At 54.3% G+C, this 21,908-nt stretch carries 23 protein-coding genes and 1 pseudogene; 9 read left to right on the top strand and 15 right to left on the bottom strand.

Features of this window, described 5'->3' with window-relative positions; genetic code table 11:
* Positions 1–48: 48 nt before the first annotated feature.
* Positions 49–633, bottom strand: a complete 585-nt coding sequence (locus RAL90_RS02205) for an acyloxyacyl hydrolase (RefSeq protein ID WP_306252901.1) — start codon at positions 631–633, stop codon at positions 49–51.
* A gap of 58 nt (positions 634–691) precedes the next feature.
* On the bottom strand, positions 692–1,849 hold the full coding sequence (locus RAL90_RS02200; protein WP_372340495.1) for a phosphoserine transaminase: 1,158 nt from the start codon (positions 1,847–1,849) through the stop codon (positions 692–694).
* A 255-nt stretch (positions 1,850–2,104) separates the two neighbouring features.
* Here RAL90_RS02200 and RAL90_RS02195 point away from each other — a divergent pair, with 255 nt between their 5' ends.
* Positions 2,105–3,085: a DMT family transporter gene (locus RAL90_RS02195; RefSeq protein ID WP_306252899.1), complete on the top strand. Its 981-nt coding sequence runs from the start codon at positions 2,105–2,107 to the stop codon at positions 3,083–3,085.
* Here the strand turns inward: RAL90_RS02195 and RAL90_RS02190 are convergent.
* The 3 genes from RAL90_RS02190 to RAL90_RS02180 form a co-directional block, all read right to left on the bottom strand.
* Complete coding sequence (locus RAL90_RS02190) at positions 3,058–3,864, bottom strand: PhzF family phenazine biosynthesis protein (RefSeq protein WP_306252898.1); 807 nt, start codon at positions 3,862–3,864, stop codon at positions 3,058–3,060. The genes RAL90_RS02195 and RAL90_RS02190 overlap by 28 nt on opposite strands.
* On the bottom strand, positions 3,865–5,517 hold the full coding sequence (locus RAL90_RS02185) for an alkaline phosphatase (protein WP_306252897.1): 1,653 nt from the start codon (positions 5,515–5,517) through the stop codon (positions 3,865–3,867).
* 126 nt (positions 5,518–5,643) lie between these two features.
* The gene (locus RAL90_RS02180) at positions 5,644–6,234 is read right to left on the bottom strand and encodes a PstS family phosphate ABC transporter substrate-binding protein (RefSeq protein ID WP_306252896.1); all 591 of its coding nucleotides are present in this window, start codon (positions 6,232–6,234) and stop codon (positions 5,644–5,646) included.
* Positions 6,235–6,322: 88 nt separating this feature from the next.
* On the opposite strand from RAL90_RS02180, the pseudogene RAL90_RS16250 reads away from it, so the two are divergent.
* Positions 6,323–7,023, top strand: a pseudogene (locus RAL90_RS16250) (IS5 family transposase); the annotation flags it as partial.
* Here the strand turns inward: RAL90_RS16250 and RAL90_RS16245 are convergent.
* Positions 6,906–7,490, bottom strand: a complete 585-nt coding sequence (locus RAL90_RS16245; protein ID WP_372340494.1) for a substrate-binding domain-containing protein — start codon at positions 7,488–7,490, stop codon at positions 6,906–6,908. The pseudogene RAL90_RS16250 and the gene RAL90_RS16245 sit on opposite strands and share 118 nt — an antisense overlap.
* An 18-nt stretch (positions 7,491–7,508) precedes the next feature.
* Complete coding sequence (locus tag RAL90_RS02165; protein ID WP_306252895.1) at positions 7,509–9,383, bottom strand: response regulator; 1,875 nt, start codon at positions 9,381–9,383, stop codon at positions 7,509–7,511.
* A 174-nt stretch (positions 9,384–9,557) separates the two neighbouring features.
* Between RAL90_RS02165 and RAL90_RS02160 the strand changes: the two genes are divergently transcribed.
* The 4 genes from RAL90_RS02160 to RAL90_RS02145 all read left to right on the top strand — a co-directional run bounded on the left by RAL90_RS02160 (position 9,558) and on the right by RAL90_RS02145 (position 12,545).
* Positions 9,558–9,959 carry a Fur family transcriptional regulator gene (locus RAL90_RS02160; protein WP_306252894.1) on the top strand — a complete coding sequence of 134 codons (402 nt, stop codon included), beginning with the start codon at positions 9,558–9,560 and terminating at the stop codon, positions 9,957–9,959.
* A 114-nt stretch (positions 9,960–10,073) separates the two neighbouring features.
* Positions 10,074–10,493, top strand: a complete 420-nt coding sequence (locus RAL90_RS02155; RefSeq protein WP_306252893.1) for a rubrerythrin family protein — start codon at positions 10,074–10,076, stop codon at positions 10,491–10,493.
* An 84-nt stretch (positions 10,494–10,577) separates the two neighbouring features.
* Positions 10,578–11,930: a (Fe-S)-binding protein gene (locus tag RAL90_RS02150; protein WP_306252892.1), complete on the top strand. Its 1,353-nt coding sequence runs from the start codon at positions 10,578–10,580 to the stop codon at positions 11,928–11,930.
* A gap of 21 nt (positions 11,931–11,951) precedes the next feature.
* Positions 11,952–12,545, top strand: coding sequence for a DUF3501 family protein (locus RAL90_RS02145; RefSeq protein WP_306252891.1), 594 nt, complete (start codon positions 11,952–11,954; stop codon positions 12,543–12,545).
* A gap of 15 nt (positions 12,546–12,560) precedes the next feature.
* On the opposite strand, the gene RAL90_RS02140 is transcribed toward RAL90_RS02145, so the two are convergent.
* The 3 genes from RAL90_RS02140 to RAL90_RS02130 all read right to left on the bottom strand — a co-directional run bounded on the left by RAL90_RS02140 (position 12,561) and on the right by RAL90_RS02130 (position 15,452).
* Complete coding sequence (locus RAL90_RS02140; RefSeq protein ID WP_306252890.1) at positions 12,561–13,511, bottom strand: class I SAM-dependent methyltransferase; 951 nt, start codon at positions 13,509–13,511, stop codon at positions 12,561–12,563.
* Between the two features lie 131 nt (positions 13,512–13,642).
* The gene (locus tag RAL90_RS02135; protein WP_306252889.1) at positions 13,643–13,867 is read right to left on the bottom strand and encodes a hypothetical protein; all 225 of its coding nucleotides are present in this window, start codon (positions 13,865–13,867) and stop codon (positions 13,643–13,645) included.
* A gap of 55 nt (positions 13,868–13,922) precedes the next feature.
* Complete coding sequence (locus RAL90_RS02130) at positions 13,923–15,452, bottom strand: peptide MFS transporter (protein ID WP_306252888.1); 1,530 nt, start codon at positions 15,450–15,452, stop codon at positions 13,923–13,925.
* 172 nt (positions 15,453–15,624) lie between these two features.
* Here RAL90_RS02130 and RAL90_RS02125 point away from each other — a divergent pair, with 172 nt between their 5' ends.
* Positions 15,625–16,059, top strand: coding sequence for an HIT domain-containing protein (locus RAL90_RS02125; RefSeq protein ID WP_306252887.1), 435 nt, complete (start codon positions 15,625–15,627; stop codon positions 16,057–16,059).
* Here RAL90_RS02125 and RAL90_RS02120 read toward each other — a convergent pair whose 3' ends face one another.
* From RAL90_RS02120 to lpdA, 3 genes are all read right to left on the bottom strand, one after another.
* Positions 16,060–16,329: a hypothetical protein gene (locus RAL90_RS02120; protein ID WP_306252886.1), complete on the bottom strand. Its 270-nt coding sequence runs from the start codon at positions 16,327–16,329 to the stop codon at positions 16,060–16,062.
* A 65-nt stretch (positions 16,330–16,394) separates the two neighbouring features.
* Complete coding sequence (locus RAL90_RS02115; protein WP_306252885.1) at positions 16,395–16,925, bottom strand: histidine phosphatase family protein; 531 nt, start codon at positions 16,923–16,925, stop codon at positions 16,395–16,397.
* 20 nt (positions 16,926–16,945) lie between these two features.
* Positions 16,946–18,355, bottom strand: coding sequence for a dihydrolipoyl dehydrogenase (gene lpdA / locus RAL90_RS02110; protein WP_306252884.1), 1,410 nt, complete (start codon positions 18,353–18,355; stop codon positions 16,946–16,948).
* A 157-nt stretch (positions 18,356–18,512) separates the two neighbouring features.
* Here lpdA and RAL90_RS02105 point away from each other — a divergent pair, with 157 nt between their 5' ends.
* Both RAL90_RS02105 and RAL90_RS02100 read left to right on the top strand, forming a co-directional pair.
* A complete protein-coding gene (locus RAL90_RS02105; RefSeq protein ID WP_306252883.1) occupies positions 18,513–19,382 on the top strand; it encodes a CPBP family intramembrane glutamic endopeptidase in 870 nt (289 codons plus the stop codon).
* 68 nt (positions 19,383–19,450) lie between these two features.
* Positions 19,451–19,633, top strand: coding sequence for a PLD nuclease N-terminal domain-containing protein (locus tag RAL90_RS02100; protein WP_306252882.1), 183 nt, complete (start codon positions 19,451–19,453; stop codon positions 19,631–19,633).
* An 85-nt stretch (positions 19,634–19,718) separates the two neighbouring features.
* Here RAL90_RS02100 and RAL90_RS02095 read toward each other — a convergent pair whose 3' ends face one another.
* Together RAL90_RS02095 and odhB are read right to left on the bottom strand one after the other, a co-directional pair.
* Positions 19,719–20,168: a hypothetical protein gene (locus RAL90_RS02095; RefSeq protein WP_306252881.1), complete on the bottom strand. Its 450-nt coding sequence runs from the start codon at positions 20,166–20,168 to the stop codon at positions 19,719–19,721.
* A 213-nt stretch (positions 20,169–20,381) separates the two neighbouring features.
* Positions 20,382–21,905: a 2-oxoglutarate dehydrogenase complex dihydrolipoyllysine-residue succinyltransferase gene (gene odhB / locus RAL90_RS02090; RefSeq protein WP_306252880.1), complete on the bottom strand. Its 1,524-nt coding sequence runs from the start codon at positions 21,903–21,905 to the stop codon at positions 20,382–20,384.
* Positions 21,906–21,908 lie beyond the last annotated feature (3 nt).

Raw genomic sequence — 21,908 nt, 5'->3', positions numbered from 1 at the left:
ATAATATATTGCGGGCAGTCAGCGCTGCGGCTGACTGTTCACAAATGTCTAACGGAAGCGACGCCCGAATTTGAGGCCGACATTCTCGACGCCCTCGTTCTTCTCTGTGTCGCCGAGAATCTGGCCGTGAGAAAGATGCTCGAAATAGGCTTGTACATCCCATTTGTCGGACACGGCCTTGCCAACGCCCGCCACAAAGTGGAATTGCAATTCTGATCCGAAAGTAATTTCTGTTGCCAGAATGCGCTCGCGCTCTGCTGCTTCGATTGGTGGCGGCAGATCGGTGCGACCATCCTGATAGACAAGACCGCCATCCAGCTCCCAGAACCAGTCCGACTGACCAAAGTCCCGCTTGTAGAGGAGGCCGCCGCCAGCGAAATTGGTCTCGCCATCTGTGTTGATGGACGCGATCAGATAAGGATTGGGTGACGCAATGAAGCGCAGGAAATCCGGCGACGTAAAGACGATTTGCGGTTGAATGTTGACGCCGCTCTCGCGCGGATCGTCGCCCGTCAGTTCCACGTCGTGCTTGGCGATGCCGATTCGAAATTCCTCGATCCCTGCCTGCGCGGCGGTGAAGCCCAACGCGGCCAGTGAAACCAGTGAAACGGCAAGTGTTCTGGTCAAGTTCATGTATATATCCCCTGCGACTGGGCCGGAGTATAGCTGTATTCACCATGGTGTAAATTGCCTATTCTGCCGCCAGTGCCGTCTCGAACGCCCAATCAAGCCATGGCGTGAGGTTTTCCACATCCCGCGTCTCGACTGTGGCCCCGCACCAGATACGCAGGCCCGGCGGGGCATCGCGATACCCGCCAATGTCAAAAGCGGCTTTCTCGACCTCAAGGTGTTTTTCCATCTGCTTCACAAACGCGCGCTGCGCGTCAGCCGACATGGCTGCTACCCGGCTGTCAGTGATTTTCAGGGTGACGGAGGTATTGGACCTGATGGCCTCATCGGCACACAGAAAATCCACCCACTCAGTTCTGGCAACCCAGTTTTCAAGGGCTGCCAGATTGGCATTTGCCCGCGCCTGTAACGCTGACAGGCCCCCGAGGCTCTCTGCCCAGTCCAGCGCGTCGATATAGTCTTCAACACAAAGCATGGACGGAGTATTGATAGTCGCGCCTTCGAAAATGCTGGCATTCAGTTTACCGCCCTTGGTCAGGCGGAAAATTTTCGGCAACGGCCAGGGCGGCGTATAGCTTTCCAGCCGGTCAACAGCACGCGGACCGAGAATGAGCATACCATGGGCTGCTTCACCGCCCATTACTTTCTGCCATGAGTATGTGACAACATCGAGCTTCGGCCAGTCCAGGTCCTGCGCAAAGGCAGCTGATGTCGCGTCGCAGATGGTCAGCCCTTCGCGATCTGCCCTGATCCAGTCAGCACCCGGCACCCGGACACCGGAAGTCGTGCCATTCCAGGTAAAGACAATGTCATGGGACGGATCAACCTGTGCAAGATCAGGGATCTCACCATAATCTGCCCGCAAGACCACTGGATCAATCTTCAGTTGTTTGACAGCATCTGTGACCCAGCCCTCGCCGAAACTTTCCCAGGCTAGCACGGAGACAGGGCGCTCCCCCAAGAGGCTCCACATGGCCATTTCCACAGCCCCTGTGTCAGACGCCGGGACAATGCCGATAAGATACTCATCTGGTACGCCCAGAACCTTGCGGGTCTTGTCGATGGCGTCCTTCAGACGTGCCTTGCCCGGCTTTGACCGGTGAGACCGCCCCAGCTGGGCATTTTCCAGATTTGCGAGAGACCATCCGGGGCGCTTGGCGCAAGGGCCGGATGAAAAAAAGGGTCTATCCGGCGTGATTGCCGGCTTCTGTAAAGTCATCATGTAACTCCTATCCTTACAGATAGGTCGCGCTGCGTTGGGACAGCGTGGCCCGGGCGGACCATTGCATATTCGATTTGTGAGTCAACGGCTTATTGTGCAGTTGCGAAGAAAACAGCGGCAATCTCCCCCATATGCGCGCTGAGTGCGACTGATCATCCCTCCGTTATCGGAGCATGACGGGCCGTCAATTTCTCACAAGGGTATCAGGAGAAAGCGCTTGACCCTTACCGGCACAAAGCCTAGCTGGCGACAATGAGCGAAGAACAGCCACAACTCTCAGTCCTGCGTGACGCCTCGGTGAAAGACTGGCTGATGTTGGCGGCCCTCATTTTTATTGGCGGATCAGCATTTGTCTGTATCAAGGCGGCCGTACAGACGGCAGAGCCTGCTGTTGTCTCTGGTGTGCGGCTTTGGGTCGCCGCGCTTTTGCTGTGCGGCTATGCCTACGCAAGTGGCCGACCATTGCCAGGTCTTCTGACAGTGAAAGACGGCAAACGCCAGCTTGACCGACGCTGGCGCTTCATGCTGGCGGGTGGCCTGATCGGTTATACTATTCCGTTCACGCTGTTTCCACTGGCGCAGCAAACGGTCGATTCGATGCTCGCCGGGATTTATATGGCTTTCATGCCCCTGCTGACGATTGTCATGGCTTATTTCTTTGCCCGTGAACCACTGACACTCTCACGCATCACAGGCTTCAGCCTAGGCACGATCGGCGTGATCTTCCTGATTGGCCCTGCTGCACTGCAAGGCATCGGCTCCAGCGATGTAACAGCCCAGCTCTGGTTGATTATCGCCAATGTCTGTTATGCCATCTATGCAGTGATGATGCGCTGGGCACCGGAGATGCCGGCCCGCACTTTTGCTGCTGGCACCCTTTTATCGTCGGCGATCTTCGCAACCCCTCTGCTGCTGATTTCAGGGCAGGACTGGACGGCGACAGACAGCACGAGTTGGCTGGCAATGATCTATCTCGGCATCATGCCCTCGGGTATTGCGGCCATTGTCATTATCAACCTGATCCGCAAGAACGGTGCCGGGTTTATGGCCATGGCCAATTATGTGACCCCGGTCGTGGCTATTGTTATGGGTATGCTGATTTACGCGGAACCCCTGAAGCCCACATTCCTGATTGGCTTGCTCGCCATACTGGCAGGGCTGGCAATCAGCCGTTCCAGGCACCTGCTGGGGCCGGGCATGGGGCTTCAGAAACTGATCCGGCCGCGCAAGTAAGTCACCGCCTGCCCACGCAGGATCACGCGGTCGCCTTTCACCAGACACTGAACCTTGCCGCCGCGTGGCGACGCCTGAAACGCAGACAAGTCTGACATGCCCAGTTTTTCAGCCCAGTATGGGGCTGTCATACAATGGGCGGACCCTGTGACAGGGTCTTCGAGAATGCCGACCCCTGGCGCGAAAAACCGGGAAACAAAATCAAACCCGTCATCGCCCGGCGCTGTCACCAACAGGCAGCCGTCATGCGCATGGTGCCTTAATTGCTCAATACGGAAGATATCCGGCTGTAACTCTCGCACTGTTCCGGCGTCTGGCAGGATGGCCAGCAGAAACGCATCTGACCAGACTTCCAGTGGCCAAACGCCAATCGCCTGTTCAATCAAATCAATCTGGTCCGTTGCTTCTTGTCGGTTCAGATAGGCCGGGAAGTCCATCATGAATACCTGCCCGTCACGCGAAACAACAAGCTCACCACTGCGCGTTGCGAATTTGAGCGTGGATGCAGTCGCCCCCAGCTCTGTACAAAGAATATGTGCTGTTGCCAGTGTCGCATGACCGCAGAGGTCAACTTCTGCGCCCGGCGTAAACCAGCGCAGGTCATATTTGCCCTGCCCCCTGTCAATGACATAGGCCGTTTCCGAGAGATTGTTCTCGATTGCGATTGCCTGCAGCGTTTCATCCGGTAGCCATTCCTGCAGCGGCACCACCGCTGCAGGGTTACCTTTGAACACTTCATCGGCAAAAGCATCTGCCTGATAGATATCGTACTCGGTCATTCAAGAACGCTCCACACTGACTTTCTTCACCACACTTGTGGTATAGTCATCGGCATCGATCGCAGAAACCTCATGATACTCTGTTTCTGCGGACTGCTTTGTCAGCGTTACCAGCATCCAGCCATGCCCATCGGGCTTGAACCAGTCCACTTCTCTATTGGCATCAGCGAATTGCTGGCCGAGGTCAGGCACATTGCTGATATAGCTGCCAAGACCCGGGGAGCTGACAGAGGTGGTGCCGAACTCGACGCCGCGTGTATTGCCTGCATCATCATACAAAGTGTTGGCCCACGCCGTATGGGTGTCGCCAGTCAGCGTCACCAGTCGGGCATCAGCTTTTTCAGCGGCCGCATACAGCCTCTCCCGTGCTGCCGGGAAACCATCCCAGGCATCTAGGTTCCATGGCACCTGAAGGCGGGAAAAGCCAACCACCTGTGCCGCGAAGCCCTGCAGCCCTGCTTTCTGCTCATCAGTCAGGGTTTGGTCAAACCGGGGCGGCTTTACCTTTGCCATGATGACCTGATTGGCGAGCACCTGCCACGCCTTGTCCTTTGCAGATTTTTCAAGCCCTTCGGCCAGCCAGTTTTCCTGTGTGGCACCAAGCATCGTGCGGGCGGGATCAGCGACTGCCTGCATGGTCGCAAACGCCGCTGCCGGAATTTCTGCTGGTGTCTTGTCCGCCAGAACAGCCCCCCAACTTATCTCGTCTGAACGCCCGGTCAGACGGCTTTCAAGGCAGAAAACGGTCGCGATATCGCCAAAGTCGAATTTTCGATAAATGCTTTCGCGCGCGCGGCCCGGCGCCGGATCGCGCACCGGCATCCATTCAAGGTAAGCCTGTGTTGCAATCTGCTTACGGACGGTCCAGTCTCCCTCACCGTCATTATGGTTCTGAGCCCCTGTGCGGTAGGAATTATTCGTACTCTCGTGGTCATCCCAGGTACACAGCCACGGCGCGGCCGCGTGGGCTGACTGCAGATCCCTGTCACTTTTATACTGGGCATGGCGGGTGCGGTAGTCAGCCAGTGAAATGATTTCCGTCGGCGGAATGTGGTTGCGGCCAAGCCGCTCACCAACATCGCCGCCATAGCCATCCCGGCCATACTCATAAATGTAATCGCCCAGATGGATAACCGCATCGAGATCAGCCTGTTTGCCAATTTCCCGGTAGACGTTGAAGTAGCCGAAAGGATAATTCGAGCAAGAGACAACGGCAAACCTGACAGGCGCTTGCCCGCTCGCAGCCAAGGTCCGTGTGCGACCAGTGGCCGAGTGCTGAATACCCTCAGGCGTGTTCACACTGAAACGGTAATAGTAAACCTGCCCGGCGACCAGACCAGTGGCGTCTACTTTTACGGTATAGTCACGCGCGGCGCTCGTCATCGCGACGCCAGACGTGACCGGTTTTTCAAGCGCCTGATCTTCATAAACCTGCCAGAGAACCGGCACGCTTGCGTCGACGGCATCAGAGGTCACCCGCGTCCAGAGAATAACCCGGTCCGTTAACGGATCACCGGAGGCAACACCATGGCGGAAGGTAACTTCACCCTGATAAAGGGGAGCCGTCGCTGTAAGCGTTGTGCAAGCGGTCAATCCCGCTCCGGCTGCACCTGCAGTTGTCGATAGGAATCCACGTCTTGTCAGTCTGGTCATCAGTCTCTCCTCACCGGGCGGCACTCAAATTGCCTATGCAGAAGGGCAATATCAGAAACGCACGGTCAGGGGAACGGCGCACTTTGCGCGCCGGATGGTGCTGTCAATACATCATTGAGAGGGTCGTTAGTTACTCAGATCGAGCAAGGCTGTTTCCTTGCTCATGCTATCCAGTGAAATCAACCCCTGATTGACCAGATAACCAGAAGCCCCAACAGCTTCCCGGCTTGTCATCTCGGCGACAAACTTTGATACGAGAGTATTATTCTGCTCGGCATTCTGCTTTGTATAAAAGCGCAGAAACCGCGATAGCTGATAGTCTCCTGACGCGATGGTGGACAGGGTCGGCGCTACCTCATTGATCGTCAGTGAAGAAATGATATCGCTATAGGCGGTGACATCAGCATATCCAAGTATACCTATTGCCTCTGGTATCCCGGAAATAGCTGCAATGATCGTATGATTATTCTCACCAGCATCAACCCAGGCACCATCAAGGCGCACGTTATGCGTCACTCTGTAAAAATGCTCTTTATCACGCGCTTTCAATACCTGGATGCACGTATCCTGCAGGGCACCATGCTCCATGGCCAAAGAAAGGAACGACCCTCTTGTGCCTGACGTGGCAGGTGGGCCGAAAACCTGTATGCGCCTTTTAGGTAAAGCCGGGTCAACATCGTGCCAGGTTTTGTTGTTGTTACTAGGGTCTGTACCCAATTTAACTGATTGATTTGTTTGTGCAAAGCGTGATTCAGGGATTTCCGAAAGGGAGTCTTAAATGGCGCGGTTTGATTTGTCGGATGAAGAATGGGCGGTGATTGAACCGTTGTTGCCAAAGGTTAGCCGCGGCCCGAAGCGCAAAGATGATCGTACGATCCTGAACGGCATCTTTTACATTTTGCGCACAGGCGCGCCATGGCGGGACTTGCCGGAACGATATGGACCGTACACGACTGCTTACAATCGGTATAACAGGTGGGGCGAGCGCGGCGTCTGGAAGGGCATATTCGATGCGCTCGCTGAAGAATGTGAGGACAGTCTGATCTTCATAGACGCCTCGATTGTCAAAGCTCACCGCGCAGCGAGTGGCTCAAAAAGGGGGAACTGGCGGAAGATATTGGACGCTCACGGGGCGGTCGCACAAGCAAAGTTCACGTGGCCGTAGATGAAAATGGCAGGCCATTGCGCATTGAGGTCACTGGCGGCCATGTTCATGACAGCCAGGTGATGAATGTCTTCCTCGACTGGGAGATGCCGCCTCTGGCGATGGTCCTGGACAAAGCCTATGGCAGTGCGAAGATCAGGCGCGATATCGCCGATGAAGGTGCGTTGGCGGTTATTCCCGCCAAGTCCAATGCGCGCAATCCGGTCCCGCATGACACCAGCCTTTACGCCATGCGTAATATTGTCGAGCGGTTCTTCTGCAAAATGAAAGACATGAGACGGCTGGCTACACGGTTCGAGAAATCTCGAAGGAACTTCATCAACATGATATATCTCTTCGCAGCAAAATGCTGGATCAATTGAGTCCACACCCTAACGAAAACGCAATCATCGTCAGAGGACGGCAGAAAAGCCGCCAGCGCGCGATAGATATGGCTGGTGGTCAGCTTTAGTGGTCTGTTCCCTGCCTTTTCAGCAAGCACAATACCGCTTAACCCGATTTTATATTCCCTGATTCCGTCTGCCAGTTGATCAGAACAGGCATTCATTTCCTCTTCGGTCATCGCGCGCGATGCCAGGAGAATTGGGGCAAAAGAATCTGTCTCGCTACGGCAGAATAACGATATGCCCCCGCTTGTACCAGTTGTGTCGATCACCAAGCGCTCTGTGTCGCTGACGTTGATGCGATCTATGACAGCTTGTCCAAAGGGCGTCACTGTGGAGGAGCCGACAATAATGATTTCTTGCTTATCGTCAGCTGCTGCCGGGATAAAAAGCGCGATCCCTAACGCCAGAATATTCAATAACATACGCATATATCAGCCCCTTCAAGCCGCCCTTGTCGCCTTGACATGGCTGCTCACACACACTGAGAGTTCATGTTTGGTCACAGGCTTGTGTAACACTTCCGTGAGGCCCGCTTCCAGAAGCAGGCTCGCATCCTCTGGCAGAACATGTGCTGTCACGGCGATGATTGGCATCACTGCCTGCGCCTCGCTCTGCTCACGTATCCGGCATGTGGCCTCAACGCCATCCATAACAGGCATATCAATATCCATCAGTATAAGATCAATATCATCATGCCTGTTCATGGCGTCAACGGCCTCTGCACCATTCTCGACCTCAATGATCTCAACATGATCAGATTGAAGAAAAGCCCGGGCAATCATGCGGTTCGGCATATTGTCATCAGCGACCAGAATTTTCATTTTCTCCGGAGCTCCCCTCTCCTCGACTTCACCAATCGATGGCTGACTGTTTTCATCTGAGTTTTGTTTCATAACAGTCTTCTTCATGGGCACGGTCACAACAACACTTTGCCCTCTACTGGTCAGTGTCGTGGACATCTCACCACCTGCCTTGTTGATGATCTGGCGACATAGAGCCAGACCAAGCTCACTGGCATCGCCCCGCGCATCTACAATGAGCTGGGCTTGGTTGCGGACATCAGCATTTTCCTTGGGAGAGATTTCAACAGCTCCGGACCCTGTGCTCTGAATCGATATACGGATGACCTCGTCATCGGCAGCGCTTGCCGTCTCGACTGTCATGGCAATATCAACAAAACCGGATGAGATTGACTTCATACCACTACCAATCAGGTTGATAATAACCTGACGGAACCGAAAGCTGTCTGTTTCATGGATATAATCTTCCGGAATGTCACTGCTGAAGTTCAGATCGACGCGCTTGTGCGCCGCTTCATGGCGCAGCATTTCAATGCAGGATTTGATCTGCTGATTAAGCGATACGAAAGAGAGATTGAAAGAGACGTCATCGGTATCGAGACGATTGAGCGCCAATACGTCATTGACAAGATGGCGCAGATGTCGACTGGCATCGTGAAGGTGATCGAGACGGTCGCGCTGCTCTTGATCAAGCGAGGTGTCACGCAAAAGGTCGGTCATGCCTGTTACGGCATTTAGCGGCGTACGCATTTCATGGCTCATGGTACGGAAGAACTGATCCTTTGCCCGCTTTGCCCGCAAGGCACTTGCTGCCTCTTCCTCTGCGCGCTGCCTCGCCTTGTCAGCCTCCCGGACACTGTCCCTGATCTTGCGCCCCATTGGCTCAAAGATGAAAAGCGCCTCCAGGATCAACAGTGCCACAATCAGGACGATTAGTACCCCCTGGGTAAACTTGGCCTGACGCACAGCGCTTTCAGACTCATGAACAAGGATATGCGCGATCACATCATGGGTCTGTGGAATAGACGTCATGCCCAGCAAATTGATTTCGCGCAAAGCATCGCCTGACGCAGCTTCAGATTCATCTTTCGACATGGACAGGTCGATTGCCTGCTGCGCAAAACGACGCACCTGTGCGTCGAACGGTTCTTGATCATTGAACATGATCATCCCGATGGGTGACAGCTTCTCCCTGTGCCCACGCACCAGATACGGCTTCACGAGCGCTTCGTGATCCTGCAACATCTGTTGTGCTGATGTGCGTAACTGTTCCCGGATCACAGCCCTGTCACTGTCGCTCAAGGTTGTCATCATCGCATTCGCCAGAAAGGCAATACGCTGGCTGGTTGCTTTTTGCGTTGCAGCAAGGTTGACCTGACGGGACTGTCCCGATTGCCAGCTTTCATGCCCCAGCAGGACAAACAACGAGGTAAAGGCCAGGGCCGCAATCAGCAGCATACCGGTGAGATAGCGCCCCCTGAACAGGCTGCGGATATTTTCAGCTTTTGTCGTCACCAGCGCGTTTCCAGAACAATAACAATATTGTTCTCCCCTTGTGGCTGATTAAACAGCATAGAGTTTAATGGCGCTTTAACCGGAAGTTGCAGATGCTGACTTTCTCACCAGAAAATCGGCATTCCTGAATTGAGAATTATTGAATCCTGCGCCAGACAGCAGTAAGCTCTTCGTATGACCAAGAATACCATAACTGAAAAGCTGGTCACCGCTGGTATCAATCCGACGCGCATACGCGTCGCTTTGGCAACATTGTTACTGTCCGGTAAAGACCAGCATGTGACGGCAGACAGTGTGGTGTCGGTTGCTCGCCAGAAAGGTATCAGGACATCTGTTGCATCGGTCTATAACACGCTGAACCAGTTTGCTGACTGTGGGCTGCTCAAGCGTATCATTGTCGAACACGGGCCAGTATTTTTCGACACGAATACTGATAATCATTATCATGTCTATCATGAAAATAGTGGCACGCTAACGGACCTCCCTGCTGAAAGCCTGAAAATTACTGGCATTGATGAAATACCACGCACCGGGAATATCACCGGCGTTGATGTCATTATCCGCGTCTCTGCCTAATTTAGTATCATTCCAGAAACTTGACCTTGGCCACGACTTCGCTATTGTCAGGCGCGTTATAGCCCACGGCCCGTGGGCCCTCTTTCACATACCCCTAACAGAGGAGAGAAACTCATGGAACTGGGACAAAGCAAGACGATTGAAAATCTGAAAGAAGCCTTTGCCGGTGAAAGCCAGGCCAACCGCCGTTATCTGTATTTCGCGCAAAAAGCAGATGTTGAAGGCTATAATGATGTTGCCGCCGTATTCCGGTCAACGGCAGAAGGCGAAACGGGCCACGCGCATGGCCACCTCGAATTCATGGAAGCTGTCGGCGACCCGGCAACTGGCAAGCCGATTGGCGGAACAGCCGACAATCTGAAAGCGGCAATCGCTGGTGAAACCCATGAGTACACGGATATGTATCCCGGTATGGCCCGCACGGCCCGCGAAGAAGGTTTTGACGAAATCGCGGATTGGTTTGAAACTCTTGCCAAGGCGGAAAAATCCCATGCCGGACGCTTCACCAAAGCACTGGAAAGCATGGACGATTGATATTTCAAAGCCGACGGCGGAAACACACCGTCGGCTTATGCCTCTCCCGGAGAGGCCCAGCCATTTTAAAGCGGAGGAAACCAGATGTCTTCAACACCCCCGAAGGAAGGCAGCACGGAAGCGCCGACACGGCATCCGCTCGATTGGCAATCTGACGAGTTTTACGACAAACAGGCCATTGAGGCAGAAATGGAGCGGGTCTTCGACATCTGCCATGGCTGTCGGCGCTGCTTTAATCTGTGTGAGAGTTTTCCACTCCTGTTTGACATGATTGACGAGTCCGAGACGGGCGAGTTGGACAGTGTTGACAAGGGGGAATACAAAAAAGTCGTTGATGCATGCACGTTATGTGACATGTGTTTCATGACCAAATGCCCTTATGTACCGCCTCATGAATTCAACCTTGATTTCCCGCATCTGATGCTGCGACACCGCGCTGCGGAGTTCAAGGAACATGGTGCGCCATTCACCCTGGCACAGCTGGCCCAGACGGACCGGAACGGCAAAATGGCCAAGCCTGTTTCCGGCCTTGCCAACTGGGCTTCCGCCAAAGGCAACACCGCAATGCGCGGCGTGCTTGAGAATGTTGCCGGCATTGACCGCAAGGCTGAGCTGCCCACGTATGTCAGCAAGACCTTTTCTGATAGAGCAAAGACTGACCCTGTACAGATCAATGCACAAGCGCCAGCGCATGGGCGCAAAGCCGTTATTTATGCAACCTGTATCGTTGACTATAACAAACCTGATACTGGCAAGGCTGCACAGGCCGTACTGGCGAAGAACGGTGTCGAGACGGAAGTGGTCTACCCGGCCTGCTGCGGTATGCCCCAGCTTGAGCATGGGAATATTGAACAGGTCGCAGAACAGGCCCGCAAGGTTTCCACCGAGCTGTTACCATGGATTGAGAAAGGATATGACGTACTCGCCCTGACAGCAAGCTGTGGCCTGATGATGAAATTTGAGTGGCCATTGATCCTGCCGGAAGATGAAAATATCAGGAAACTTTCGACTGCCGTATCCGATATTAGTGAATACATGGTAGATATTTCCAAGAAGGAAGGCCTTGCCCCCGGTCTTTCGAATGTTGATGGCGGCATCACCGTGCACATGGCCTGTCATGCACGCGCACAGAATGTTGGCGCGAAATCTGCCGAAATGCTCCGCCTTATTCCTGACGCCAAGGTTGATATTGTCGAGCGATGCTCCGGCCATGGCGGTACGTTCGGCATCATGAAGGAAACGCGGGGCTATGCCGAGAAAGTTGCCCGGCCAGCCGTCCGACAGATCAAGTCCAAGGGCAATGATCATCTGTGCTCGGACTGCCCCCTCGCCTGCAAGCATCTCGTGCAGGTTATGGAAGATAGTGGCGAGGAGAATGTGCCAGGCGCAGACCACCCAATCGAAATTTTTGCCCGGGCCTATGGCCTGACGTCATAAAGACTGAGGAGTATTTCTGACATGCCAGTTGCCGAAAGACGCATCACCCCTGACGATATTATCTCACCGGAAGAATTTGGCCGTCAGCGCGCTGAGCTGCGCGCCCAACTGCTGCCCGCCAAGAAGCGCCGGCGACTGGATGTGGGACCACATTGTACCTTCTATTTCGAGAGCTATGATACGATGCTGTTCCAGATACAGGAAATGCTTTTCATTGAACGTGGCGGTGACGAACAGCTTGTCGATGAAATGTCTGCCTATAACCCGCTGATCCCACAGGGCAGTGAACTTGTGGCAACAATGATGTTCGAGATTGATGATCCAAAGCGTCGCCTCAATCTTCTGCTGCGGCTGGGGGGCATCGAAAACCACGTTTTCATTCAGGTTGGCGATGAGAAAATCTATGCCGTCCCGGAAGATGATGCCGAGCGTACCACGGAGGACGGTAAAACATCATCCGTGCACTTCTTTCACTTTCCCTTCAATGATGCACAGAAAAAAGAATTCACCACCCCTGCGACGCAGGTTCTGATCGGGTCGGATCATCCTGAATATGCGCATCTGAGCGTACTCTCCCCGGCGAACCGGGAAGAGCTTGCAAAAGATTTTTCCTGACTTTTGTCCTGACGGTTAAGCAGGCTTGCGGAATTTCAGGGTCATGCGGTCGGTCTCACCGATCTCCATCATCTGCGCACGCAGCTCTTCGTCCTCACCACTGGTGCCAAGTGTAGGCGGCAGACGCCAGACCATGTCTTCTTCTGTTGGCTGATCTTTCGGGTTGGCGTTGATTTCACTGGCTTCGACCAGTTCAAAACCGGCGGCCTCGAAATCAGCAATGACTTCGCTTTGTTTGACATAGCCATTGTCGCCATTGGCCCACTCATCGCTGTTGCCTTCTGGCGCGCGGTGCTGAACCACACCAACAATGCCGCCCGGCTTCAGCAGGGTCATGATTTCTTCCAGCGCTGCCGTGGCATAGCCGCCCTGATCTTCAAAGCGGTTGAAATGGTGGTACGCGCGGACCATCAGCACGGCATCCAGTGTGCCGGCAGCCTCTGCCGGGGCCGTCGAGATTGTGAAAGCGTTCAAAGAGGCACTGGCTGGAGAACGCCACTCTTCTGCCTGCGCACTCCAGGTTTCAGCCCAGGTCTTGCGCGCTTCAAGGAATTCTTCCGTGGCAAACCCGCCAAACAGCGGCCACATCTCAATGTCGTAATCGACCCCATGGAGAGTGCCCTTTTCCCCAAGATAGGGCAGCAGGAGCTTGGAATACCAGCCACCGCCCGGCAGGATTTCCGCGACATTCATGCCCGGCTCAATGCCGAGGAAAAGGAGTGTCTCATACGGGTTGCGCGCATCATAACGGGCCTGCACTTCTTCTGGCTGGGCCGCCAGGATGAGCTCGAGCTGGCGCTCTTTTGGGGCAACCGTAATGCCGGATGTTGCTGGCTCTGGTGCCGCAACTTCTACTGTTTCGACAACTGTTTCTGCCGCTTCTTCAACAGCCGCTTCGGCTTCCTTGTTTTCAGCGGCGCAAGCGGTCAGCGCCAGTGCTGCTGCGCCGAGCATCAGATATTTCATGTCAAACTTCCTTTTGTTGCGGACAATCCTGTCCAGTAATCCCACACGGGACCGTACACATTTCGTATATCACATCAATCATTGCAATGTGACATCGTATTGAGACGCCAAAGCGCGTGCTAGCCTTCGCCTTACATCCACCTCTTGATGAGTCCGCTCAGCGAGATTTCGCGGGCCAGGATTTGCTGGTCTTCCGGCGAGAGATCGAAAATTTTGGAAACAGCTGCACGTTGCGGCACAAGAGGCAGCCAGAGGAAGCGAAAATCTCTCATCAGGCGGCCTTCAGACAGTGCCAGTTTGGTGGTGACAACAGTATCCTGATTTAGCTGTGTGCACACACGGTATGGCATGGGCATTGAAAGCCGCTACGACCAATCTGGCCAAAGCGACTTTCAATTTTATTGAGTGTGACTAATTTGTGCTCGCCTCTTGCGCAGCATTGGAGTCTTCCATTTCCTTTTCCCAACCTTTCGTGAACATCCCGACAAGGAACACCACGGCGCCGACACCAATTGCAAAAGTTGCAATCAGCTGGAAGAGGTCTGGCATCTCGGCAACATTTTCAGGATCGAAGCCACCCGCCAAAAGTCCGGCGATGATATTTCCCATGGAATAGGTCAGGACGAACAAACCCATCATTTGTCCCAGGAATCTTGGTGGAGATAATTTACTCACCGCAGACAAGGAAATCGGGCTGAGCGTCAACTCACCCACCGTGTGCAGAAAGTAAGTCATTACCAGCCAGAAAATGGCAACTTTCCCCTGAGACGCTGCCTGGGCCGCAAAGATCATAACGACAAAGCCCAACCCCATGATGATGAGTCCGGCACCCATTTTCAGCCCATATCCGGGCGTCATCATGCGCTTACCCAGCCAAATCCAGAAAGCTGCGAAAAATGGCGTGAGCGTTATGATGAAAAACGGATTGACGTTTTGCAACCATGTCGTCGGGACTTCAAAATCACCGATCATGCGGTTAGTAAAGTCCTGCCCGAACAGGTTTAAGGAGGATCCTGCCTGTTCAAATCCCGACCAGAAACACGTGGAGGCGATGCAAACGAGGAGGAATGCCCACATGCCTTTCTTCTCCACCCCGCTAAGGTTTCCGCCAAAATACACCCAGCAAAAATACAGCACGAATATTCCGACAAAAATAACAGCCGTCACTTTGGACAAGGCAATCGGGTCAAAGGTAAAAAGTCCCATCAACATGGCGATGGTCACAGCCGCCAGAACTGCCAGGAAGGCCCAGATCACTCCCCAGCCTTTTCGTTGGGCGCTTGATGAAAGAGGTGAATTGGGCGCCTCGCCTGCACCGTTCAGATCTTTGTTCGTAAACCAGAAATATATCAGGCCCAGGGCCATACCGATCGCCGATGCACCGAACGCCCAGTGGACACCCTGGTTTTCATACAACCAGCCACACACCGTGTAACCAATGAAGGAACCAATATTGATACCCATGTAATAAAGTGCGTAACCGGAATCTCGCCGTGCATCCTTGGCGCTATAAAGCTGCCCCACCACCGCAGAAATATTTGGCTTGAGCAACCCTGTACCCAGTACAACCAATATGAGACCAACAAAGAAAGTTTTATCGCTAGGGATAGCCAGTACGATATGGCCGAACATAATTATGATGCCGCCATACCAGATGGCCTTTTGGGAACCGATCATGCGGTCAGCAATCCACCCCCCCGGCAAGCCCATAAAATAAACCGATGCTGTATAAAGACCGTAAATTGCGGTTGCTGTAGCCACACTTATTGCCAGCCCGCCTTCAGCCATGGTCGCCGTCATGAATAAAACCAGCAATCCACGCATACCGTAATAACTCATGCGCTCCCACATCTCGGTGAGGAACAATGTTTGCAGCCCTTTAGGGTGGCCTAAAAAGCTTTTATCGCCGTCAAGCGGTCCTGCCGTAGATGTGTCACTCATAATACCCTCTTTATCCGGCACTGAACGGCCAGATTGTTGTTTTCCCGCCTCATCAACTATGAGACAAATTTTTGTCACCCTATGCCACTTTTTGAGCACACTCAAAGTGAAATAAAAGCCGGGCACGCCCGTTTACGGCCAGATGCCCTCCCGGATGAGGAAATGTCATTATATGAGCGCCCAAAGGCAGGCCCATAAGTTTTTTCTGGATGCCCGGATTGAGGCAGACACGATCAATGTTGCAAAGCTGGCATTATGCCAGATACGTCTGATGAATGACTGCCGCTTCCCGTGGCTGGTGCTGGTGCCCCAGAGACGGGATGCCACGGAAATTTTTGACCTGAAGCAGGAGGATCAGTCCATCTGTTATCAGGAAATAAGCCTGATCTCCCGGATGTTGAAGCAGGCAACAGGCTGCGACAAGATCAACATCGCCGCCTTCGGCAACATGGTGCCGCAACTGCACATCCATATAGTTGCCCGCAACCAGACAGACCCGGCCTGGCCGGATAGCGCCATCGGTTTTGGCACGCGCGAGGCCTACACCCCAGATGCTGCCGCTGCGATGGTCACAAAAATACGTCAGGTTATTGGCACAAGCCATTGATTATTCTGATTCTTTTGCCCGTTTGCGAAGTGACCGCACAAGACCGACCAGACTGATGATCAGCCAGAATAGCTCGATCACAAAGCTGGCGGCGTTGAAGGAAAAGATCAGCGAGAACAGAATCAGCAAAGCTGCAAGCGCATTAAGCACAGAGTAGAGAGGTGCCTCAGCCGAAATCTTGCCAAATTGCAGGCCTGCATAGGACGAGAGCAGGAAGGCGACGCCGACAAAGCCGACAAGATCAGGCCACCCCAGTGATAGTTCGCTCATGTGGCATCCTCATTGTTCGGCGCACTATGCGGCTGACAGCGCCTGTCTGTCGAGAGAAGACGTGGCTATTCCGGGATATAGGCTGCGCCATATCGCCGCAGCTCTGTGGCGACCGCGCCCTCCGCCGGTATCGTGACGACATAAAGCCGGTCATATTCGCTTTTTTCATAGATCGGCGTGCCGGGCTCACCGCCCAGTGCCGCAACCAGCGCTGGTGTCGTGTTGGAATGGCCAACCACAAGATGGGTGCCCGGCTCTTCTGTCAGGCGCGCGGCAAAGCCCGGCAGGTCCCGCGGATCATACAGGCTGACTGGCAGACCAGTGAATTGTGCAACGGGCATCGCCGTCTCGCGCGTGCGCCTGTACTCAGTTGAATGAATGTGTGTGAGTCCCGCGTCTGACAACTCCCGCGCCAGGAGCGCTGCTCTTTCCTGCCCGGCGACGGTGAGAGACGGATCAGTGCCCGTCTGTTTCTCCGCGTGGCGCACGAGATATATCACTGTCAGGGTATCGCCCCCGTCAGCAGTGGGGACCTTCGTGCTTGTACATGCCGCCAGCGCGAGCACGGCGCCGATAAAGAACAGTCTTCTTGTCACGGCGTAGATCATTTTTCCGCTCACGCCTGCATGGTCCAGCCCTCGACGCCCATGGCTGCCTGACGGACAGCTTCCGAGCGGGTCGGGTGCGCGTGACAGGTGCGGGCGATGTCTTCCGAGGCAGCGCCAAACTCCATGGCGACACAGACTTCCGCGATCAGCTCCCCTGCCCCTGTGCCAATGATATGCACGCCCAGCACCTCATCTGTTTCCTTATGCGCAAGCACTTTCACAAAACCATCCGTGTCATGATTTGTTTTGGCCCGGCTGTTGGCCATGAACGGGAATTTACCGGTCTTGTACGCGATGCCTGCTTCTTTCAACTCTTCTTCCGTCTTGCCGACTGACGCGACTTCCGGCGCGGAATAGATGACACCCGGCACGAGGTCGTAATTCACATGCCCTGCCTTGCCGGCAATCAACTCGACACAGGCAACGGCGTCATCCTCTGCCTTGTGGGCCAGCATTGGCCCTTGAATACAGTCACCTACCGCCCATATGCCCTCTGCCGAGGTGCGGAAATGATCGGTTTCGATAAAGCCGCGCTTGTCCGTCTGTACACCTGCATTTTCAAGACCAAGGCTTTGCGTGTACGGGCGGCGGCCAATCGAGACCAGAACAGTATCGCAGTCGATGGTTTCTGCATCACCGCCTTTAGCAGGCTCGATGGATACCTTGAGCTTGGTTTTCAGTTTCTCCACGCCGGTCACTTTGTGACCCAGTTTGAAATCCATGCCCTGCTTTTTCAGAATACGCATGAACTGCTTGGCGACTTCCCCGTCCATGCCCGGAATGATCCGGTCCAGAAACTCGACCACCGTCACTTTGGCGCCCAGGCGACGCCAGACAGAGCCCAGTTCCAGACCAATGATGCCCCCACCGACAACGATCATATGCTTGGGTACAGCTGGCAGGGAAAGCGCACCTGTTGACGACACAATGCGCTCTTCATCAATTTCCACGCCCGGCAGCGGCATCACCTCAGAGCCTGTCGCAATGATGATGTCTTTTGCTGTCAACTCCTGCGTGCTGCCATCTTCCTTGTGCACCGTTACCTTGCCCTTGCCGGTAATTTCGCCGCGCCCGAGAATGCCGGTGACCTTGTTCTTCTTGAACAGATATTCAATGCCGGTCGTCAGACCTTCCACGGCATCATCTTTCTGTTTCAGCATCTGTGGAAGGTCCAGCTTCAGACCGCTGAACTTGATGCCGAGACCCTCGAAATTCTGCAAAGCTTCCTCGTAAAGCTCTGATGCATGGAGCAACGCCTTGGACGGGATGCAGCCGACATTCAGACAGGTGCCGCCGAATTTCTGTGTTGATCGCATCTCCACACAGGCGACAGACAGACCAAGCTGCCCGGCCCGGATTGCCGCGTTATAGCCACCGGGGCCGCCACCGATGACAACAATGTCGAAAGAAGAAGCCATGTCGAGAAATCCTTGATCAGACGTGGGTTACAGGGTGTCAGGGCCTTAGCCCCCTTGCCACGGCAAGGTCAACCGGCGCGGCCTTTCAGCGGGGTCTGGATTTATATTTTGCTTTTTTGCGAATTAACGAATAAAAGAATCGCGTGGAGGTATTGTCATGGTAAAAAGATCAGTCGTTTTTCTTCTCATCAGCTGCACCTATAGCTGGGGGCTGTTCTATGCGCTGCGCATGGGCGGGCTTATCGGTGAAACCTTCAAGGCGGGAGACGTCATCTATCTCTTTGCCTATATGTTCGGACCGGCCATCGGAGCGCTTGTTACGGCGATGATGTTTGATCGCGGCGCGCTGAAAAAGATGCTCGGCTTGCGCTTCATGCCTTCCCTCTGGTGGCTGGTTGCCATACTCGTACCAGCCCTCGCCATACTGGCTGCAACCTGGCTGTCACCTTTTTTCAATGGCGTCGAGACGCAGAGCTATGCTGACGGCATACGGCCAGTGCTGGAAAGCCAGCTGGGTGAAGAACAGGCGGCCACCGCGCTGGACTCGATGCCGCCATTTCTAGTGGTTCTCCTGCTTTCTGCCCTGACCGGCGCTTTGATCAACGGTATTGCCACATTGTCCGAAGAGCTTGGCTGGCGCGGCTATCTCTGGTCGGTATTTCGGCCTGGCGGTTTCTGGTCTGCCGCCCTCTTCACCGGTCTTGCCTGGGGGCTGTGGCACGCACCAATTATTGTGCATGGCCATAATTATCCAGGTGAACCGGTGCTTGGTCCGATCATGATGGTGGGCTTCTGCCTGATGCTGTCACCGTGGATGGGATATCTGCGCGACCGGTCAGGCTCTGTCTTCGCCGGGTCAATTTTTCACGGTGTGCTCAATGCTGTCGCCCCCATGACGCTTTTTGTGCTGGTGACGGATGATGTTTTCCTGCGCGGCATTGTGGGCATTCCGGGATTGATCGTCATGGTACTGATGACAGTGCCGCTATTTTTTCTACCCAAGAAAGTTCATGACGCGGCGCATTGATCTTTTATGGAACCAAAAGCAGTCAATAGTGTTTCTTCGGGTATAACAGTTACCAAAGGACATTAACGATGGGCACATTACTCGCCATACTGCATTTTGTTGTCGCCATATGGGCGATCATGAATATTATTGGTTCCGGCGCAACACCGCTGGCAAAAGTTCTCTGGACATTGCTGGTACTGGTATTCCCGCTTGTCGGACTGATCGTCTGGTTTTTGGCCGGACCAAAATCATCCGCACAGGCAGCCTGAACTAGCGGATAACATGATAACAGGAGCGGCCTACTGGCCGCTCTTTTTTTTCACCCGAAAACTGCAGATCAATTATCTTTCACGACTATTCAGCCTTGTGGCTGATCCATGCGAGCAACGGCTCAACCCACACCGGGTCAGGGGTATAAAACGCCCCATGAGATCTACCTGTCGTGACAGCAATCTCACGATATTCAGACAAGCCTGCGCTGCGCGTTGCCAGTTCCTCACATGAGCCAACAAAGTCGGTTACTTCATAAATTGACAGTACACGACCATGAAGGCGTATATCCGGGCGCTCCTGCACCCAGCCGGCGCAACCAGCCAAGATCACAACATTGACTGGCTCATCACCAATCAGGTGAGACATATACGCTGCAATAAATCCGCCGCGGGAGAACCCGGCAATGCTGATGTTTTTCGCCGGCACGCCCTCGGCAATGAGGTTCTGTACATCATGAGCAAGTGCAGCCGCGTGCGCGACAGGGTCTGTCCCGGCCGCGCCGGTGATAGGCGATGAGATTGATATCTCCAACCGAAAGCGCCTGTTTTATCTCAGGGAAATCATAGCGCCCGAAAGTGGGATGCACCGGCGAAGGGTCAGTTCCCTCGACGATAAATCCGTGCACATAGAAAAGATACCTTCCGTCAGGATCAATCTTATCCGGATATGCTTCATATATCTCGCCCGCTGCGACCCTTAATGGCGCGATCAGGAGAAGGAACAGCAGGCACGCGAGGCGCACACCTACAGATCCAGAAGCAGCCTTTGCGGATCTTCCAGATTTTCCTTGGCGCGCACGAGGAAAGTTACGGCGCCTTTGCCGTCCACGATGCGGTGATCATAGGAAAGCGCGAGATACATCATCGGGCGCACAACGACCTGACCATTGACCACGACCGGACGCTCCTCAATGCGGTGCATACCGAGAATACCGGACTGCGGCATATTCAGGATGGGTGTGGACAGCAGCGAGCCATAGATGCCGCCATTGGTGATCGTGAATGTACCGCCCTGCATTTCTTCCAGCTTGAGGTCGCCAGAGCGTGCACGAGTGCCATAATCTACAATCTGCTTTTCAATATCAGCGAGCGACATCTGGTCCGCATTGCGCAGCACCGGCACCACAAGACCTTTCTCCGTGCCGACAGCAATGCCAACATCATAATGGTTCTTGTAGATAATGTCGGTGCCTTCTATTTCGGCATTCACGTCAGGAATTTCTTTCAGCGCGGCCACACAGGCTTTGACAAAGAAAGACATGAAGCCGAGTTTCACGCCGTGCTTTTTCAGGAAAAGATCCTTGTACTGTTTGCGCGCGTCCATAACAGCGGTCATGTCCACATCATTGAACGTGGTCAGCATCGCCGCTGTGTCCTGACTTTCTTTCAGGCGGCGTGCGATGGTCTGACGCAGGCGTGTCATCTTCACGCGCTCTTCCGTCGGTTCAAGGTCACGCTGAACAACTGGCGCTTTCGCACTCGCTTTTGTCGAAGACCCGGTACCAATAGCTGCCAGCGCATCAGCCTTTGTGATGCGCCCGCCACGGCCCGTGCCGGCGATACGGTTTGCATCCAGATTATTTTCCGCAATGACCCGGCGCGGTGCGGGGGATAGTTTTGCCGCATCAGCAGAACCAGTCGTGGCGGCAGGTGCAGGCGTTGCCGACTTGGCTGGCGCAGAAGCAGAACCAGAAGCGCCAGCACTTGCGCCAGCGCCTTCCGTCACGATCGCCAGCACATCTCCAACAGCAACCGTGTCGCCTTCCTGCGCGCGCAGTTCCTTGACCATGCCCGCTACAGGGGACGGCACATCCATGCTGGCCTTGTCCGTTTCCAGGGAGACGAGCGGATCATCGACTTTCACCTGATCCCCAACCTTGACGAGCCATTCGCCGATATCTGCCTCAGTGACGGATTCGCCGGAAGACGGGGCGACCACCTCAATGTCAGCCCCCGCCGCACCATTGCCATTGCTGGCGGCGGGTTTTGGTTCTGACTTGCCGTTAGCCGGTTTGACCGGTGACGGCCCTGCGCCGGTTTCATCGATCTCGCCCAGAAGCGCATCCAGCTCTACAGTGTCCCCTTCCTGCGCATTGATCACACTCAGAATACCCGAAGCGGGCGCCGGCACCTCAACAGACACCTTGTCTGTTTCAAGCTCAACAATCGGCTCATCAGCCTTGACGGTTTCACCCTGCTTTTTCAGCCACTGGCCAATAGTTGCTTCGGTGACTGACTCGCCAAGTGTAGGGACACGGATTTCCGTCATTTT

It is taken from the genome of Parvularcula sp. IMCC14364 (assembly GCF_030758415.1).
GTDB lineage: Bacteria > Pseudomonadota > Alphaproteobacteria > Caulobacterales > Parvularculaceae > Aquisalinus.
This window is presented reverse-complemented; position numbering and strand designations above follow the sequence as displayed.

Excerpts from the sequence above, each read along its gene's own strand:
- RAL90_RS02205 (WP_306252901.1), bottom strand. The coding sequence starts at position 633 with ATGAACTTGACCAGAACACTTGCCGTTTCACTGGTTTCACTGGCCGCG.
- RAL90_RS02200 (WP_372340495.1), bottom strand. The coding sequence starts at position 1,849 with ATGACTTTACAGAAGCCGGCAATCACGCCGGATAGACCCTTTTTTTCA.
- RAL90_RS02195 (WP_306252899.1), top strand. The coding sequence starts at position 2,105 with ATGAGCGAAGAACAGCCACAACTCTCAGTCCTGCGTGACGCCTCGGTG.
- RAL90_RS02190 (WP_306252898.1), bottom strand. The coding sequence starts at position 3,864 with ATGACCGAGTACGATATCTATCAGGCAGATGCTTTTGCCGATGAAGTG.
- RAL90_RS02185 (WP_306252897.1), bottom strand. The coding sequence starts at position 5,517 with ATGACCAGACTGACAAGACGTGGATTCCTATCGACAACTGCAGGTGCA.
- RAL90_RS16245 (WP_372340494.1), bottom strand. The coding sequence starts at position 7,490 with ATGTTATTGAATATTCTGGCGTTAGGGATCGCGCTTTTTATCCCGGCA.
- RAL90_RS02160 (WP_306252894.1), top strand. The coding sequence starts at position 9,558 with ATGACCAAGAATACCATAACTGAAAAGCTGGTCACCGCTGGTATCAAT.
- RAL90_RS02155 (WP_306252893.1), top strand. The coding sequence starts at position 10,074 with ATGGAACTGGGACAAAGCAAGACGATTGAAAATCTGAAAGAAGCCTTT.
- RAL90_RS02150 (WP_306252892.1), top strand. The coding sequence starts at position 10,578 with ATGTCTTCAACACCCCCGAAGGAAGGCAGCACGGAAGCGCCGACACGG.
- RAL90_RS02145 (WP_306252891.1), top strand. The coding sequence starts at position 11,952 with ATGCCAGTTGCCGAAAGACGCATCACCCCTGACGATATTATCTCACCG.
- RAL90_RS02140 (WP_306252890.1), bottom strand. The coding sequence starts at position 13,511 with ATGAAATATCTGATGCTCGGCGCAGCAGCACTGGCGCTGACCGCTTGC.
- RAL90_RS02135 (WP_306252889.1), bottom strand. The coding sequence starts at position 13,867 with ATGCCCATGCCATACCGTGTGTGCACACAGCTAAATCAGGATACTGTT.
- RAL90_RS02130 (WP_306252888.1), bottom strand. The coding sequence starts at position 15,452 with ATGAGTGACACATCTACGGCAGGACCGCTTGACGGCGATAAAAGCTTT.
- RAL90_RS02125 (WP_306252887.1), top strand. The coding sequence starts at position 15,625 with ATGAGCGCCCAAAGGCAGGCCCATAAGTTTTTTCTGGATGCCCGGATT.
- RAL90_RS02120 (WP_306252886.1), bottom strand. The coding sequence starts at position 16,329 with ATGAGCGAACTATCACTGGGGTGGCCTGATCTTGTCGGCTTTGTCGGC.
- lpdA (WP_306252884.1), bottom strand. The coding sequence starts at position 18,355 with ATGGCTTCTTCTTTCGACATTGTTGTCATCGGTGGCGGCCCCGGTGGC.
- RAL90_RS02105 (WP_306252883.1), top strand. The coding sequence starts at position 18,513 with ATGGTAAAAAGATCAGTCGTTTTTCTTCTCATCAGCTGCACCTATAGC.
- RAL90_RS02100 (WP_306252882.1), top strand. The coding sequence starts at position 19,451 with ATGGGCACATTACTCGCCATACTGCATTTTGTTGTCGCCATATGGGCG.
- odhB (WP_306252880.1), bottom strand. The coding sequence starts at position 21,905 with ATGACGGAAATCCGTGTCCCTACACTTGGCGAGTCAGTCACCGAAGCA.